This window comes from Rhizobium sp. LCM 4573, assembly GCF_001854865.1.
Lineage (GTDB): Bacteria > Pseudomonadota > Alphaproteobacteria > Rhizobiales > Rhizobiaceae > Neorhizobium.
The window spans coordinates 196,931-212,531 of the sequence record NZ_MDDW01000029.1; the positions used below are offsets into that span (position 1 = coordinate 196,931).

Annotated in this window: 17 protein-coding genes; 3 read left to right on the forward strand and 14 right to left on the reverse strand. The window is 62.5% G+C overall.

Going from position 1 to position 15,601, the window contains the following annotated elements; genetic code table 11:
- Positions 1-38: 38 nt before the first annotated feature.
- The 5 genes from LCM4573_RS25450 to LCM4573_RS25470 form a co-directional block, all read right to left on the reverse strand.
- A complete protein-coding gene (locus tag LCM4573_RS25450) occupies positions 39-398 on the reverse strand; it encodes a DUF1850 domain-containing protein (RefSeq protein WP_071009581.1) in 360 nt (119 codons plus the stop codon).
- On the reverse strand, positions 395-2,503 hold the full coding sequence (locus LCM4573_RS25455) for a TRAP transporter permease (protein ID WP_071009388.1): 2,109 nt from the start codon (positions 2,501-2,503) through the stop codon (positions 395-397). The genes LCM4573_RS25450 and LCM4573_RS25455 overlap by 4 nt, the downstream gene beginning before the upstream one ends.
- A 189-nt stretch (positions 2,504-2,692) precedes the next feature.
- Positions 2,693-3,628 (reverse strand): TAXI family TRAP transporter solute-binding subunit, encoded by a 936-nt coding sequence (locus tag LCM4573_RS25460; protein WP_071009582.1) that lies wholly within the window; start codon positions 3,626-3,628, stop codon positions 2,693-2,695.
- A 143-nt stretch (positions 3,629-3,771) separates the two neighbouring features.
- Positions 3,772-4,038 carry an exodeoxyribonuclease VII small subunit gene (locus LCM4573_RS25465; RefSeq protein ID WP_071009389.1) on the reverse strand — a complete coding sequence of 89 codons (267 nt, stop codon included), beginning with the start codon at positions 4,036-4,038 and terminating at the stop codon, positions 3,772-3,774.
- A gap of 3 nt (positions 4,039-4,041) precedes the next feature.
- Complete coding sequence (locus LCM4573_RS25470; RefSeq protein WP_071009583.1) at positions 4,042-4,974, reverse strand: histone deacetylase family protein; 933 nt, start codon at positions 4,972-4,974, stop codon at positions 4,042-4,044.
- 135 nt (positions 4,975-5,109) lie between these two features.
- Between LCM4573_RS25470 and LCM4573_RS25475 the strand changes: the two genes are divergently transcribed.
- Complete coding sequence (locus LCM4573_RS25475; RefSeq protein ID WP_244505416.1) at positions 5,110-5,508, forward strand: thioesterase family protein; 399 nt, start codon at positions 5,110-5,112, stop codon at positions 5,506-5,508.
- A gap of 37 nt (positions 5,509-5,545) precedes the next feature.
- On the opposite strand, the gene LCM4573_RS25480 is transcribed toward LCM4573_RS25475, so the two are convergent.
- From LCM4573_RS25480 to LCM4573_RS25490, 3 genes are read right to left on the reverse strand one after another with little or no spacing between them, the layout of a single operon-like run.
- Positions 5,546-6,109 (reverse strand): biotin transporter BioY, encoded by a 564-nt coding sequence (locus LCM4573_RS25480; protein WP_071009390.1) that lies wholly within the window; start codon positions 6,107-6,109, stop codon positions 5,546-5,548.
- Between the two features lie 29 nt (positions 6,110-6,138).
- Positions 6,139-6,744, reverse strand: a complete 606-nt coding sequence (locus tag LCM4573_RS25485) for an energy-coupling factor transporter transmembrane protein EcfT (RefSeq protein ID WP_071009391.1) — start codon at positions 6,742-6,744, stop codon at positions 6,139-6,141.
- Positions 6,741-7,418, reverse strand: coding sequence for an energy-coupling factor ABC transporter ATP-binding protein (locus LCM4573_RS25490; protein WP_071009392.1), 678 nt, complete (start codon positions 7,416-7,418; stop codon positions 6,741-6,743). Before LCM4573_RS25490 ends, LCM4573_RS25485 begins: the two co-directional genes overlap by 4 nt.
- A gap of 110 nt (positions 7,419-7,528) precedes the next feature.
- Between LCM4573_RS25490 and LCM4573_RS25495 the strand changes: the two genes are divergently transcribed.
- Positions 7,529-8,722 (forward strand): winged helix-turn-helix domain-containing protein, encoded by a 1,194-nt coding sequence (locus LCM4573_RS25495; RefSeq protein ID WP_071009393.1) that lies wholly within the window; start codon positions 7,529-7,531, stop codon positions 8,720-8,722.
- Here the strand turns inward: LCM4573_RS25495 and LCM4573_RS25500 are convergent.
- The 5 genes from LCM4573_RS25500 to LCM4573_RS25520 form a co-directional block, all read right to left on the reverse strand.
- Positions 8,719-9,036 (reverse strand): BrnA antitoxin family protein, encoded by a 318-nt coding sequence (locus tag LCM4573_RS25500; protein WP_071009394.1) that lies wholly within the window; start codon positions 9,034-9,036, stop codon positions 8,719-8,721. The two genes, LCM4573_RS25495 and LCM4573_RS25500, sit on opposite strands and share 4 nt — an antisense overlap.
- Complete coding sequence (locus LCM4573_RS25505; protein ID WP_071009395.1) at positions 9,012-9,281, reverse strand: BrnT family toxin; 270 nt, start codon at positions 9,279-9,281, stop codon at positions 9,012-9,014. Before LCM4573_RS25505 ends, LCM4573_RS25500 begins: the two co-directional genes overlap by 25 nt.
- Before the next feature lie 77 nt (positions 9,282-9,358).
- Positions 9,359-10,462: a 3,4-dihydroxy-2-butanone-4-phosphate synthase gene (gene ribB, locus LCM4573_RS25510; protein WP_071009396.1), complete on the reverse strand. Its 1,104-nt coding sequence runs from the start codon at positions 10,460-10,462 to the stop codon at positions 9,359-9,361.
- Between the two features lie 10 nt (positions 10,463-10,472).
- Positions 10,473-11,570 carry a chorismate synthase gene (aroC, locus tag LCM4573_RS25515; protein ID WP_071009397.1) on the reverse strand — a complete coding sequence of 366 codons (1,098 nt, stop codon included), beginning with the start codon at positions 11,568-11,570 and terminating at the stop codon, positions 10,473-10,475.
- A gap of 125 nt (positions 11,571-11,695) precedes the next feature.
- Positions 11,696-14,416 (reverse strand): EAL domain-containing protein, encoded by a 2,721-nt coding sequence (locus tag LCM4573_RS25520; RefSeq protein ID WP_338012600.1) that lies wholly within the window; start codon positions 14,414-14,416, stop codon positions 11,696-11,698.
- Positions 14,417-14,706: 290 nt separating this feature from the next.
- Here LCM4573_RS25520 and LCM4573_RS25525 point away from each other — a divergent pair, with 290 nt between their 5' ends.
- A complete protein-coding gene (locus tag LCM4573_RS25525) occupies positions 14,707-14,967 on the forward strand; it encodes a DUF1344 domain-containing protein (protein WP_071009399.1) in 261 nt (86 codons plus the stop codon).
- A gap of 27 nt (positions 14,968-14,994) precedes the next feature.
- Here LCM4573_RS25525 and LCM4573_RS25530 read toward each other — a convergent pair whose 3' ends face one another.
- Entirely contained in the window at positions 14,995-15,582 is a 588-nt protein-coding gene (locus LCM4573_RS25530) for a histidine phosphatase family protein (RefSeq protein ID WP_071009400.1), read from the reverse strand.
- Positions 15,583-15,601 lie beyond the last annotated feature (19 nt).

Consider the following 15,601-nt stretch of genomic DNA (forward strand, 5'->3'; position numbering starts at 1 on the left):
TGGAATGATACTGTTATTTTTCTGGTCTCGCCGCCGAATTACCGGCAGGAATTCAGGATTATTTTCTCTCCGGCAGCCGTTCCGAGTTCCATGCAGCCGTTTTCATGGCAGAGCCGCCACCCGCTCACCGTCGCGCCGGAAGCCGCAAGCGTAACGCGCGGCTGCGGCGGCAGCTTCGGCTCCCATATCCACCAGCCGTCCCGCAATATGGCATCTGGTCCCGGCTCCATGCCGGCTCCGGACCCTTTGATGGAAGCCTGGCGCAATTCCAGGCCGGCTGGCGTCACCTCCCAGCTTTCCCGCCATTCGGTCTTCTGCACCGAATGGGTCCACGAGAGCGTGAAGAGGGAAACGGCGAGCGAGGTCACCTTTCCCGCCGCCAGGATGCAGAGGCTCACGGCGCGGCGGTGGGCGAGGGCATCCCGCGGCTGCGCCACCAGTGCAGCGCCACCACGATGATTCCGAGCGCCCAGCCCAGCTCGTCCGTCCAGGGAAGGGCAAGAACGAGGCTCGCGCCGGCGATGAAGGCAAACGCCCGCTCCCATATGGCCATGCGTGTGAAGAGGAAGCCGACGACCGCCGCACCCCAGAGCGCGATGCCGAAGCAGGCCTTGAGGAAGACGTAGGCGACCTCCACCGGATAGCCCCAGGCAGCGGCTATGGGGCCTGGGTCCTGCAGCATCAGCGCCGGCGTGTAGACGGCCATGAACGGCACGACGAAGCCGGCGGTGGCAAGCTTGGTGGCATCGATCGATATCTTCAGCCCGGAAGTCTTGGCCATGGGGGCGGCGGCAAAGCAGGCAAGCGCCACCGGTGGGGTCAGATCCGCCATGATGCCGAAATAGAAGACGAACATGTGGCTGACGATCAGCGGCACGCCGAGTTCGAGCAGCGCCGGGCCGGCAAGCGAGGAGGTGATGATGTAGTTCGGAATTGTCGGTATGCCCATGCCGAGGATGAGGCAGGTGATCATCGTCAGCACCAGGGAAAGGAAGAGGTTGTGCTCTCCGACCCGGATGATCGCACCGACGAAGGTGGAGGCGATGCCGGTCAGCGTCAGCGTGCCGATGACGATGCCGACGATGGCGCAGGCGATCCCGACCGGCAGGGCGTTCTTGGCGCCCTCCGCCATGGCGTCGCGACAGATGGCGAGCGTCTCCTTGCCGCCCTTGATGAACAGGCAGCCGGCGACCAGCGCCGCGATGACGATGGCGAGGAAATTGACCCCGTATTTGAGGAAGGAGGCCGCAGCCAATCCCAGCGCCAGCCAGAAGACGAGCCGGAAGGCGAGCGGGCCGATGGAGGCTGCGAGCGGCATGCCGAGAATGAGGACCACGACGAGCGCAAGCCCCATCGTGCCGGCGAAGATCGGCGTGTATCCGGCAAACAGCAGGTAGACGAGTGCGCCGAGCGGCAGCACCAGCGGCCAATGCTCCCTGACGGCTGCCCAGGGGTTCGGCAGGTCGGCCTTGTTCATGCCCTTGAGACCGGCCTTGCCGGCCTCAAGRAACACCATCCAGAAGCAGACGCCGAAATAGAGGACCGCCGGGATGAACGCCGCCTTGACGATTTCCGCATAGGGCACGTTCAGCGTCTCGGCCATGATGAAGGCGACGGCGCCCATGACCGGCGGCATGATCTGCCCGCCCATGGAAGAAGTGGCCTCGACGCCGCCGGCAAAGGCGGAGCGGAAGCCGAAGCGCTTCATCAGCGGAATGGTGAACTGACCCGACGCCACGACATTGGCGACGCCGGAGCCGGAAATCGTGCCCATCAGCGCCGAGGACATGACGCAGACTTGCGCCGGGCCGCCGCGCCAGGTGCCGACGAGGCCGAGTGCGAAATCGTTGAAGAGGCCGAGCATGCCGGCGCGCTCGAGGAAGGCGGCGAAGACGACGAAGATGAAGATATAGGCCGCCGACACATAGATCGGCGTGCCGTAGATGCCCTCGGTGCCGAAGCCGAAATGCTCGATGATGAGCTCGAAATCATAGCCGCGATGCACGAAGGGGCCGGGCGCATATTGCCCGAAGAAGCAGTAGGCGAGGAAGATCGCCGCGATGATCGTCAGCGGCAGGCCCATCAGCCGCCGCGCGCCCTCGAAGACGAGGGCGATCATCGCCGTGGCGACGACGAGGTCTAGCGTCGTGTGGAAGCCGCTGCGCTGGATGAGGTCGACGTAGAAGATCCAGTTGTAGATGCCGGTGAGGAAGCCGACGATCCCGAGTGCCCAGAACCAGAGCTTTCCGGCCGGTGTTTTCGCCACGAGATTGCCGAACAGCGCAAAGCCGAGCAGCAGCAAAAAGCCCACATGCATGGCCCGCACCACCTGGCTCGGCAGCGTGCCGTAGGCCGCGGTCCAGATCTGGAACGCGGTGAAGGTAAAGGCGATCCAGAAAGCGATGCGGCCGGTGAGGCCTTCCCCGAAGCCTGCGGGCAGGCCTTCTATGGCTTCCTCGGCGGAATGGGGCGCGTTCTGGCTCTGCATCGTGGTCGCGGACATTCGGGCTCTCAATAAGCTCTGGTTTATAATGAGCCCCTCTGGCCTGCCGGCCATCTCCCCCACAAGGGGGGAGAAGACAAGCGGCAACCGCTTGCCTTGAATGGGCCGTCGGCGGAGCGGCGGGGTTAAGCCCCTCCCCCTTGTGGGGAGAGGTTGGGGAGGGGACTTGCCATGTGCGGGACCCAGCCCCTACTTCAGCAAGCCTGCTTCCTTGTAATAACGTTCCGCACCCGGATGCAGCGGCACCGGCATGCCGTCGAGCGCCTTCTTCGGGTCGATTGCCTTGGCGGCGGCATGCGCAGCCGTCAGCTTCGGCAGGTTTTCGAAGAGAAGCTTGGTCATCTGGTAGACCGTTTCTTCCGGAACCCCCTCGTGGGTGATGAGGAAGTTGCCGACCGCCGCGGTCTCCACGGCTTCGGTCTGCCCCTCATAGGTTCCGGCCGGAATGGTCACGGACATGTAAGGCGCACCGATCTTTTCGACCTCGGCCTTTGGAATGGCCACCACGTTGATCGGCATGGAGGTCGCAAGGTCGCGGATCGAGGCGACGCCAAGACCGGCCGATTGCAAGGTGGCGTCGAGCTGGCGGTTCTTGATGAGTTCCACCGATTCGGCGAACGGCAGATATTCCGTCTTGCCGAGATCCTTATAGGACATGCCGGCAGCCTCGAAGATCGCCCGCGCATTGAGTTCGGTGCCGGAGGCGGGAGCGCCGACCGACAGGCTCTTGCCCTTGAGATCGGCAAGCGTCTTCACGCCCGAATCCCGGCTCGCCACCACCTGGATATAGTTTGGATAGATGGCTGCGAGGCCGCGCAGCTTATCCAGCTTGCCGGGGAAGCCCGCTTCCTTGTTGCCGTTCCAGGCCTCCTGCACGGAATCGCCCAGCGAGAAACCGATCTCGCCGCGCCCGGCCTGCAAGAGGTTCAGGTTCTCGACGGATGCCTTGGTCGCCTGCACCTGCGTGCGCGCGCCCTCGATGTTCTGGCCGTAGATTTCCGAAAGCGCGACGCCAAGCGGATAGTAGACGCCGGACGTGCCACCGGTGAGCACGTTGATGAATTCAGCGGCTCTCGCGCCGGCGGCCGAAAACGCCGTCGAAACGGCTAGCGCACCAGCGAACATGACATTGATTTTATTGAATTTCACGATTGTTCCTCCCAAAGCAACCTATGGCGGCTATCATGGGGAGGCGGCCACGGTGCGTCAACCGCTTTGTGGCCTCATCGTGGCGAAGGTCGTAAGACTTTCGTGGCAGGAGGGGAAGGCTATTCCCCGTCGAGCGGTTCGATGCCCTGCGGCTTGCCGGCGCGGTCGAGGCGTATCTTCTCGATGCGGTTCTCGGCGGCCGCGAGCAGCTTCTCGCAATGCTTTTTCAATGCCTCGCCGCGTTCGTAGATGGCGATGGATTCGTCGAGCGCCACGTCGCCGCGTTCCAGCCGCGCGACGATGCTTTCCAGCTCCGCCACTGCCTTTTCGAAGGAATAGCCGCTCACATCAACAATGGCGCCGGAATTCTCGGCGTTTTTGGTCATCCCTTATCCTCTCATCAGTCTGCAGATATGCATGCCCGCCGATTCGGCGAGGCCTTCCAGATCATAGCCGCCTTCCAGGAGGCTGACGACCCGGTCGTTGGCGTATTTCCCGGCGATTTCCATCAGCCGGCCGGTGGCCCAGTCGAAGTCCTCGCCGACAAGATTGATCTGCGCCAGCGGGTCGCGGTGGTGCGCATCGAAGCCGGCGGAGATGATGATGAAATCCGGTCGGAAGTTTTCCAGCGCCGGCAGGACGCGGGCCTTGAACGCCTCGCGGAAATGCTCGCTGCCGGTATCGGGCGAGAGAGGGGCGTTGACGATATTGCCGGTCTTGCCCGTCTCGTTCTTGGCGCCGGTCCAAGGGTAGAGCGGCATCTGGTGCGTGGAGCAGAAGAGTACGGAAGGATCGTCCCAGAATATGTCCTGGGTGCCGTTGCCGTGATGCACGTCCCAGTCGACGATCGCCACGCGCTCGACGCCATGCGCCTTCTGGGCATGGCGGGCGGCGATCGCGGCATTGTTGAAAAGGCAGAAGCCCATCGCCTTCTCTTTTTCGGCGTGATGGCCGGGCGGGCGGGCGGCGACGAAGGCATTGTCCACCTTRYGGGAAAGCACGTCATCCACGGCTGCCATCGCCGCGCCGATGCCGGTCAGCGCCGCTGCCAGGCTCTTCGGCCCGACATAGGTATCCGCCTCGATCTGATTGATCTCGTCCTCTTCGGGAATTTCCCGCATCACGGCGCGCAGATGCGATTCCGGATGGGCAAGCAACACGGCGTCTTCGCTTGCCTGCGGCGCCTCCTTCCGGTCGAGCTTCTCGAAATTCGGATGCTGGAGGGCGATCGCCAGCGAGCGCAGCCGGTCGGCCCGTTCCGGGTGTCCGTCGGGCGTGCGGTGCTCCAGGAAGATGTCGTGCTCGTATAGGCGGGTGGTCATGCGTCCGGCCTCTTGGAAGGAAGTGCCCCGGACATGGCGCAGACGCGGCAATTTTTCAAGCGGCACCTCTTGTTCCCGCGCCCGCTCGCCCGAAATGAATCAGGAGGAAGAAGAAGCGTCCCGCCTGGGTGCATCGTGGCCAAAGAACCTTCGAAACTTCATGAATTCCGCGTGCCCTACCGCGATGTCGATATGCATGGCGAGATGTTCCGCGCCGCCTATGTCGCCCGTGCGGAAGAGGCGGTCACGGAATTCTGGCGCCGTCGACGGTCGACGAAGAGCGATCCGCATTTCACAGTCAGCAAGGTCGTCTGTACCTTCCACGAGCCCCTTAAGCTGGGGGATCTGGTGGAAACGCATGTCGGGGTCAGCAAGATCGGCGGGAAATCCGCGGGCTTCCTCGTGCATATGGAGCGCGACGGAGTGGCGGTCGCGGAGGCCGAAATTGTCTGGACCGCCTGCGATCCCGAAAGCCGGGAGCCGATCGCATTGCCGGAGGACCTGCGCGATTGGCTCTATCAGTTTCTGGATTAACGCTGTCGCGGTTTTGCGACAGCGGCCGCGCAAAAGCTCAGGCGCGCTGCGGCAGCAGCGGATAGCCGGCCATGATCGCGCGTCCGGCAAGGGCGGCGACGAAGGCCTTGATGACATCTCCGGGGACAAAGGCGAGCGAGCCCAGGAAGGCCTGCATGAAGCCGAGCCCGGTGATGAGCGCGAGATAGGTGATGCCGAAAGCGTAGAGGACGATAACCCCGCCGGCGAGCGCCGCCAGAAAGAAGCCGGTGCCCTGCACAAGGCCGCTCTGCGAGCGGCTGACGAGGCGTTCGGAAAGATAGCCCGTCACGAACGCGGCGAATACCCAGCCGATCAGGAAGCCTGACGTGGGGGCGGCAAAGGCGGCGAGCCCGCCACGTCCGCCGGAAAGAACCGGAAGCCCGATTGCGACGAGCAGCAGCACCAGCAGGACCGCGATCGTGCCGCGCCTGGCGCCGAGAACGACGCCTGCCAGCATCACGCCGAGCGATTGTGCGGTGATCGGCACGGGAATGAAGCCGATGGTTATCGGCGGCAGCAGTCCGAGGACGACGATAATGGCGGCAAACAGTGCGGCAAGAACGAGATCCCGGGTGCTCATGGTTTGCGATTCCCTAATAAAGTGCTCACTCAGTTCTGCCCTCGGACGCCACGGGCGTCAATGGCCGCAGCGATCTCGTCGGCGCTCTTCAACGTCAGAATGATGAGCGGCACGGCGAGCGTCACCGGCCTGGCTTTCAGGCCGCGTGCCGCATGCGCCTCGCGAATTGCCCGGTAGCGGCTTACCACCTCCGGCACGAAGCGGATCACGAGCCCGAGCGAAAGCCCGATATCCGCCGCCTTCACGAGGCCAAGACGCTCCAGCGGGCGGGCGGCAAGCGTGATCTCATCGATGAAATCGCCGATCGTCGTGGTGGCGGTCACCGCGGCGGCAAGCAGCATCAGGGTGGTCAGCCTGAAGAGCATTGTGGCAGCTTCCGGGGCGGAGCTGACGAGGAAGGCGAAGACCGCAACCACAAAAATCGTCAGGAAAACCGGCCTCAGACGCAGCCAGGATTGCCGCCAGCCGATGCGCAGCGAGGCATAGAGCAGGGCCGCCATGAAAGCGGCGATCGCCAATGGGACTGGAGAGGCGATGAAGATGAGGGCGATACCGGTCGCCGTGAGCGCGATCAGCTTCACACGGGCTGAAAGCCGGTGCAGAAGGCTGTTTCCCTCGACATAGAGCGTGTTCATGCCGCAAGCTCGCGATAATGGTCGATCACGTCGCGGGGCGGGCCATCGGCGACCAGCCGGCCTTGATCGAATAGAAGGGCGCGGTCGAAATCGGCAACCAGCGGCAGATCGTGGCTGATGACGATCACATCTTCGTCGAGCGTGGCGATCGTCCGCTCCACGAGATCGCGGTTCTTGAGGTCGAGCTGGTTCGTCGGCTCGTCGAGGATCAGGATCGGCGGCTGAGTGACGAGAACCGAGGCGAGGGCGGCCAGTTGCAGCTCTCCGCCGGAAAGCTCGTGGGCCCGCCGCTCGGCGAGATGAGGGATGCCGAAACGCTTGAGGATGGCGGCAACCGCCTCGTCCACGGCGTCCTTCGAAAGCTTCTGGGCCTTGAGGCCGAGGGCGATGTCCTCTTTCAGGATCGGCAGGATGATTTGGTTCTGGGGATTCTGGAAGATGAAGCCGGCCTGCGCGCGTACCCGCTCGGCATCGGTAACCGTATCAAGCCCGTTGACGATGACGCGTCCCCCGGAGGGTTTGACTAGTCCGTTTATCATGCGGGCGAAGGTGGTCTTGCCGGACCCGTTGAGGCCGATCACACCGATCCGCCGCTCGGAAAGCGAAAGCGTCAGCGGATGAAGGGCAACCCTGCCTTCGAAGCTCACGGAGGCTTCTTCGAAACGTATATCCAATCCCGTCCCTCGTTCTTTCGCAGGAGCTATAAACCGGATCACAGGGCAGGGGAATTCGRAACTAAACATGAACATTGAATCATGCGCGGCGACACTCTACTCTGCCGGTCATGGCGATTCTCATACCCAACCATCAGGCACGACGAATCTTTCTCGAGCGGCAGGGGCTTTCCCAGCCGCCCGGCCGCGCGCTCGACAAGGCGGGGCTGCTGAACCTCATCCACGAGATGGGCTTCGTGCAGGTGGACAGCATCGCCACAGTGGAGCGCGCCCACCACATGATCCTGTTTTCCCGCAACCAGACCTATCGGCGGGAGCATCTGAAAAAGCTCCTTGAAAAGGACAGGGAGCTTTTCGAGCACTGGACGCATGATGCCTCCATCCTGCCGTCCGCCTTCTTCCGCTATTGGAAGCACCGCTTCCGGCGCCGGGAGCCGATCATTGCCGAGCGATGGAAGAAGTGGCAGGGCGAGGATTTCGACTCGGCCTTCGAGGATACCTACCGGCACATTGCCGAGGGCGGCGCGATCATGTCGCGCGACATGAAGGTGGAAAATCACAAATCCGGTGGCTGGTGGAACTGGCACCCGAACAAGACGGCACTCGAATACTATTGGCACATCGGCAAGCTTTCGATCGCCGGCCGTGTGAACTTCCAGAAGATCTATGATCTGACCGAGCGGGTGATCCCGCAGCATCACTTCGAACCCGAGGTGAGTCACGAGGAGTTTATCGATTGGGCCTGCCGCAGCGCCCTGAAGCGGCTGGGCTTCGCCACTTCCGGCGAGATCGCGGCCTTCTGGGATCTCGTCACGCCGCAGGAGGCAAAGGACTGGGTGGCTGCTCATCGCGGCGAATTGGACGAGGTGCTGATTGAGCCGGTCAATGGCGGCAAGCCGAGACCTTCCTTTGCTTTTACCGGCTTTCCGGAAAACCTCGGCGATATTCCTGAGCCGCCGGCGCGTGTGCGGGTGCTGAGCCCCTTCGACCCGCTGCTGCGCGATCGTAATCGGGCCGAACGGCTGTTCGGTTTCTTCTACCGTATTGAGGTCTTTGTGCCGGAACCCAAGCGGGAATACGGCTATTACGTCTTTCCGCTGATCGAGGGAGACCGCATGATCGGCCGCATCGACATGAAGGCCGACCGCAAGGCGGGTACCCTTGATGTCAAACGGCTCTGGCTGGAAAAGGGAGTCAAGCCATCGGCCGGACGCCTGGAGAAGCTGGAGGCGGAATTGCAGCGCGTCGCCCGGTTTGCGGGCGTGGAGAGGGTAAATTTCCTGGACGGCTGGCAGGACAATTAGCGGCGGGAAGCCTTCTTTAGCTCCTCGGCCATGGCGCTACGCCAGTCCTTGCCCCTGGCCTTGAATTTCTCCAGCACTTCCGGCTCGAGCCGAAGCGTGACGGCCACCTTGGGGGCATCCATCTTCGGACGGCCGCGGGCCCGGCGCATTTCTTCGATTGCTTCGAAGAACTCGGGCGGCAGCACCTCTCGGGCCGGACGCATCCTGGCCAATTCTTCGTCGGTCAGCGGAGGGCTGTCCACAGCATCCCAATCTTCCTTGGTGTAACCGCGGCCAAGCTGAAACTCCTTCAATGTTTGACGCTTGGTGGCCATTGGAGCTGCCTCTTCTCTTTGGCGTTGGCGGGGCGAAAGCTGATGATCGAAATCGCTTGGGTTCCGAGCGTTGCGAAGATGACAACTGCCGTGCCGTCCTCGAAATAGCCGATGGCTTTGATCCGGCCTGAATGCCCGGCTTCCATAACCGCCGTTTCCCAGTGGAAAGCTTCGATCTCGGCAAAGTCGAGACCATGCTTATCGAGATTCACCAGCCGCTTCCGCTCATCCCATACGATCTTCATATTATTCGTACACGAAAAATCGCTTCCCCTCAAGCAGAAGCAATCTAGCGTGGCCGGAGCTGAATGCAGCTAATGGTTCAGCAGATCACCGTTTCGGCAATCTTGATGCCGAAGCCTTCGAGCCCGACATAGTGCCGCTCGCTGCGGCTCAGGAGCTTGATCGAGGTGACGCCGAGATCTTTCAGGATCTGTGCCCCGAGGCCGATTTCCAGCCATTCGCTTTCGCGCGCCTTGGCCTGTTCGTGCTCTTCCTTGTCGCTATGACGAAGCTTGCGGCCATGATCCATCTGGCCGACGCCGACGGAACCCTCGCGAAGATAGATGATGACCCCGCGTCCTTCCTCGGCGATCTTTTCCATGTAGCGGTTGATGGGCCGCTCGGCGCCGAAGACGTCATCCGCGACGTTCTCGAGATGCAGGCGAACGGGAATATCGACTCCGTCTCGGATGTCGCCGAAGATGACAGCCACATGCTGCATCGGGTCCCAGGGCAGGGAATAGGCATGCGCCTTCGCCTTGCCGAAGGCGGTATTCACATCGAATTGCGATTGCAGTTCGATCAGCGTTTCCTTGCGCTGGCGGTAGGCGATGAGGTCCGCGACCGAAACTTGCTTCAAGCCATGAGCCTGCGCGAAAGCGGCGACCTGCTGACCGCGCATGACGGTTCCGTCATCATTGACCAGTTCGCTGATCACGCCGACCTGYGGCAGGCCGGCGAGCTTGCAGAGGTCGACCGCCGCTTCCGTATGGCCCGAGCGCATCAGGACGCCGCCTTCGCGGGAGATGAGCGGGAAGATATGGCCGGGGCGCACGAAATCGGCAGCCCCCGCATTGGGATTGGCGAGATTGCGCACGGTCAGCGTCCGGTCATAGGCGGAAATGCCGGTGGTCGTGCCGTGCTTGAAATCGACCGTGACGGTGAAGGCGGTGGTATGCGCGCTGTCGTTTTCCGCAACCATGGCGTTGAGATTCAGCCGCTTGGCTTCCTCGCGCGGCATGGGCGCACAGACGATGCCGGACGTATGGCGAACGATGAAGGCCATCTTCTCGGCCGTGCAATGGACGGCTGCGACGATCAGGTCTCCTTCGTTCTCGCGGTCGTCGTCGTCGGTCACGACGACAATCTCGCCGGCCTCGAAGGCGCGGATGGCATCGACGACGCGCTTCTGGTCATAGGCCATGGGCAATTCCTTACTTCAATCGGCCGGTCTGGGCGCGGTCACGAAGATAATGGTCGGCAATCGCGCAGGCGACCATCGCTTCGCCGACAGGAACCGCTCTTATGCCGACGCAGGGGTCGTGGCGGCCCTTGGTGCGGATATCGACATTGTGGCCGTCCGCGTCGATCGAGCGTCGCTCGGCGAGAATGGAGGAAGTGGGCTTGATGGCGAAGCGGGCAATCACCGGCTGCCCGGTGGAGATGCCGCCCAGAATTCCGCCTGCATGATTGGAAAGGAAGAGAGGCGTGCCGTCATTGCCCATGCGCATTTCGTCGGCGTTTTCCTCACCGGAAAGTTCGGCGGATGCAAAGCCCTCGCCGATTTCGACGCCTTTGACGGCGTTAATGGACATCAGAAGGCTTGCAATGTCCTGGTCCAGCTTGCCGTAGATGGGAGCACCAAGCCCCGCCGGAACGCCTTCGGCGACCACTTCCACCACCGCGCCGATCGAGGAGCCCGCCTTTCGGATACCATCGAGATATTCCTCCCATACCGGCACGATCTCGGCATCCGGCGAGAAGAAGGGGTTCTGGCCCACCTGCTCCCAGTCCCAGTTCGCCCGGTTGATCCTGTGCTTGCCGATCTGCACCAGGGCGCCGCGTACGGTTACTCCGGGCACGACCTTGCGGGCGAGCGCACCTGCTGCGACGCGCGCGGCCGTTTCGCGGGCGGAAGAACGGCCGCCGCCGCGATAGTCGCGGATGCCGTATTTCAGGTCATAGGTGAAATCGGCATGTCCGGGGCGGTAGCGGCGGGCGATCTCGCCGTAATCCTTGGAACGCTGATCGGTGTTCTCGATCAGCATGGAGATGGGCGTACCGGTGGTCACCAGTGTTTCGCCATCCTCGTCCGGCATCACGCCGGAAAGCACCTTCACGAGGTCTTCCTCGCGCCGCTGGGTCACGAAACGCGACTGGCCGGGCTTGCGCCTGTCCATCCAGGCCTGGATTTCGGTAAGCGTGAAGCGGATGCCGGGAGGGCAGCCGTCCACGACGCAGCCGAGCGCCGGCCCGTGGCTTTCGCCCCAGGTGGTGACGCGGAAAAGATGACCGAAAGTATTGTGCGACATGGTGGCGACCGGAACCGTGGGGGAATGGCTGCTCCATTCCTGAAAGCGGCCCTGTCATAGTGGAAAAACAGCGGAAGGGACAAGCCTTTCTTGGCGGCGGGAAGAATGTGCCGCCAAGAGCCGTCTCAGGCCGCGGCCTTCCGCCAGCCCGCTAGCGCCGAGCGGGTGAAATCGTCGAAGGAGAGCGGTCGGGAGAATGCATAGCCTTGCAGGAGGTCGCAGTCGAGTTCGCGCAGCAGCGCCGCATGCTGCATGGTCTCTACTCCTTCGGCCACCGTCTCGACGCCGAGCGAACGGGCGATGTCGATGATGGAGCGCACCAGCGCCCGCTCCTGCGGCGAGGTGAGGATCGGCATGACGAGCTGGCGGTCGATCTTCAGCCGCTTCGGCTTCAGCTTCAGCAGGCTCACGATAGATGTGTGGCCGGTGCCGAAGTCGTCGATCTCGATATCGATGCCGAGCGACTTGATCCTTTCCAGATTGCTGGCCGCGGCAGCCTCGCTTTCGTCCAGGAAGATCGATTCTACGAGTTCGAAGGATACCTGGCCGGGCGCGATGGCGAGCCCCTTCAAGCTGTCGATCAGACCCTCGTCGTGCAGGCGCCTCGAAGAAACGTTGACTGAAACCTTCGGTATTCCGATGCCGAGCGCGGCCCAGCGCATGCGGTCCTTCAATACCGTCTCCAGCACGATCTGGTCGAGCGTGGCGGCGACGTTGAGGTCCTCGGCGATCTTGAGGAAGCGGTCGGGTGCCAGAATGCCGTGATGCGGATGGTTCCAGCGCACCAATGCCTCGACGCCGGTAAGCTCGTTGGAGCGCGCATCGAATTGCGGCTGGTACCAGGTAACGAATTCATGGTTGTCGATGCCGGCCAGAACCTCGTCGGCGGTGCGCTTGTGGCTGATGATTTCTGCCTGCAGGTTCTGCGTGAAGAACTCGTGGCGATTGCGGCCCATGGCTTTCGCGCGATAGAGCGCAATATCGGCATTCACCAGCGTCCTGCGTGCATCGAGATTGAAGCCGCTGGCCTGGGCAATGCCGATCGACACGCCGCCGCGGCAGGAAAACCCCTCGAAATCGATGGGCTGACGCAGTTCCATGATGATGCCGGAGGCAAGATCGGCCATCTGCTCGGCGTTGCAATTGCCGTTCACGAAGATCACGAATTCGTCTCCGCCGATGCGGGCGACCAGATCGCCGCTACCGACATTGCGTGAGAGAACTCGCGCCGCATGCACGAGCATGGCGTCGCCCGCCGCATGGCCCAGCGTGTCGTTGATCTGCTTGAAGCGGTCGAGGTCGAGATGAAGGATGGAAAACTTCTGCCGCTCGGTTTGGCTGGCGCGGGAGAGCCTGTCGAGCTCCAGATCCAGCTTCCGGCGGTTGGCGAGTTCGGTCAGCGGGTCATGCAGTGCATTGTACTCGATGCGGCTCTTTGCAAGCTCCAGTTCCTGCTCGCGATTGGAGAGCTCGTCCAGCGCCAGTTCGAGTTCGGCGTTCTTTATGTCGCTCGTTTCCTTGGCGGCGCGCAGCGTCTCCGTCATCACCATGTCGGCAGTGATGTCCCAGACGATGCCGGTGGTGCGCCGGCTGCCGTCGGCATTGAGGTAGCTCGCGCCGGCCGAGCGCAGATAGCGCAGCGCCCCGTCTTCGAGCCGCACGCGGTAGATGTCGCTGCACGGGCTGCCCGAGCAGGTGGCAATGAAGAAATGCGCTTCCGCCGCCGCCTGGTCCTCCGGGAAGATCGAGGCCAGCCAATCCTCCAGGCGGCTTCCTCTCGCCTCCGCTTGCCGGCCGTGCAGCGCGGCGGCGCGCTCGTCCCAGTAGAGGCGGTGATCGTCCGTCACTTCCCATATGCCGATATTGGAGGATTCCATGGCCAGATGGAAACGTTGCGAAAGCTGCAGGAGGTTCGCCTCCCTGGCCTTGAGCGCTGCTATGTTGCGGTTACGCTCGTCGATCAGCAGGCTGGCGACGATGATCGGCACGATCATGCCGAGTGCTGCAAGCGCGATCGAAAGGCGGATGATCGTCTGATCCGGCGGAACGGCATTCCAGCCGGCTTTGGGCGCGGCAAGGATTTCCCAGCTGGCGCCGTTGACCGCGAGCGGCCATGCGCGCGGCGCTTGAATGGAGGCTTCGCCGAAGATCACCGGCCCGCCTTCGCGGCCCATGTCGCGGATGGCGACATCCATCCAGGAAAGATCGGCGAGAGCGCCGGAACTCGAACCGGTCGGTGCGAGGCTGACGCCGGTTGCCTCTATCAGCCCGGCTTGGTCCATGACGACGGCAATGGATCCTTGGCCGGGCTCGCCGAAGGGCACAAACAGTGTCAGGTGACCGTTCCGCGCATTGCTCAGGAGCACCGCTGCGCCGTCTTGCCGGAAGGATTTCACCTGCTCTCCCAGAAGTTCGGCATCGACCCCAAGGCCGTGCGCATCGAGGCCGAGCGACTGGCGGGTGAACACGGCCGTGAGTTCCAGATTGGGAGCAAGGGCGATCGCGAGGAAGTGCGGCGTTCCGGCAATCTCCTCTTCGGCGACATGGCGGAAACGCGTGAGCGATCCTCCCGCCTCGCCGGTAAAGGCCTGCGCGAGGTGGTTTGCGAGCCAGACGTCCTTGTCCAGCCTTGTGGCAAGCCGTCCGGAAAGGAAGGTGGCGGCTTTTTCCGTCCTGCCGTACAACTCCTCGCGGAAGCTTTCGGTATGCTGGCGATCGAGCACGACACCGGTCAGAATGACGCCGAGGACGAGCAGCATCGCCGCGGCGGCGGATATGCGGATGCCGCGGGCGGCATGCCGGATTTTTCCAAGAGGCGAGAGCCGGACCATCAAAACCGCAGCCACCCTTTTTCATTCATTATTCTGTTGTTGGCGGGACGGTATAGAGGCGACGTTAATTTCCGATTGAGCGCCCATGCGCAATGTCGCAGGCGATTTCTTGGGCCGGATTGTTCTTCTGGTTTAGTGAGCGGAAGGTCATGCAACCGGATGCGGCGAAATTCTTGAAAGCCGTTAATATTCAGCTCATTACTTGCAATGAAAATGTCACGGTCACGAGCAAATTTTGCCACAATCCGGCGACTATTCTTTAGCCTGCAAAAGATACAGCACTCACACCGTCGAAGGCCCCGACCATGCGTCTCCTGATCGCCACTCTTCTCGTGACCGCCAGCATCCTCTCGCCGTTCTCCGCTCTGGCGCAGAGCGCTGATGTTGAGGCCACGATCAAGACGGTGAATATGAATTCGCTGAGCCTGACTCTCGATGACGGCAATACCTACAAGGTGCCCGAGGAGTTCAATTTCGAAGGGTTGAAGCCCGGCGTGAAGGTCGTGGTCTTCTATACCGTCACCGACGGCAGCCGCGTGGTGGATGATCTGCAGGTCGTCGAGTAATCTGGTTTTCCCCGCGTCGCGGAAAACCTACAGCCACTCCATCCGGCTTGCGCCCGTATCGATCCTGAGTATCCGGTCCTGCGGCACCGGCATGGTGGCCGCCTCATTCTCCGAAAGATCGGCGATCAGCCGGAAGAGCGATCGGATGACGCCGCCATGGCTGACGCAGACGGTCGGGGCTTCGACGGAGCGCACCCAGGCGCCCACACGCCATGAGAGGATTTCGTAGCTTTCGGCTGCTTCGCCCGGAGGAATGAAGCTCCATTTCTGGGCGGCGCGGGCGAGCAGCCGGTCCGGCGCGATATGGCTCACTTCCTCGAGCGTGCGGCCTTCCCAGTCTCCGAAGGAGAGTTCGACCAGCCGCTCGTCGGTCCGGTAGGTGAGGGGATCGATGCCCATGGCGGCGCGCAGGCGCTCCATGGTTTCGCGGGTACGCGAAAGAGGGCTTGCGACATAGTCGAAGCCCTCGTCCTTGCCAATGATTTGGCCGAGCATTTCGCCGTTGCGTGTCGCCTGGCCGCGGCCGGTCTCATTGAGACCGATGTCTTTCTGGCCCTGAAGCCGGCCTTCGGCGTTCCAGTCCGTCTGGCCGTGGCGGATCATGTAGATGAGCACGGCTGACTTCCCTGGTTTC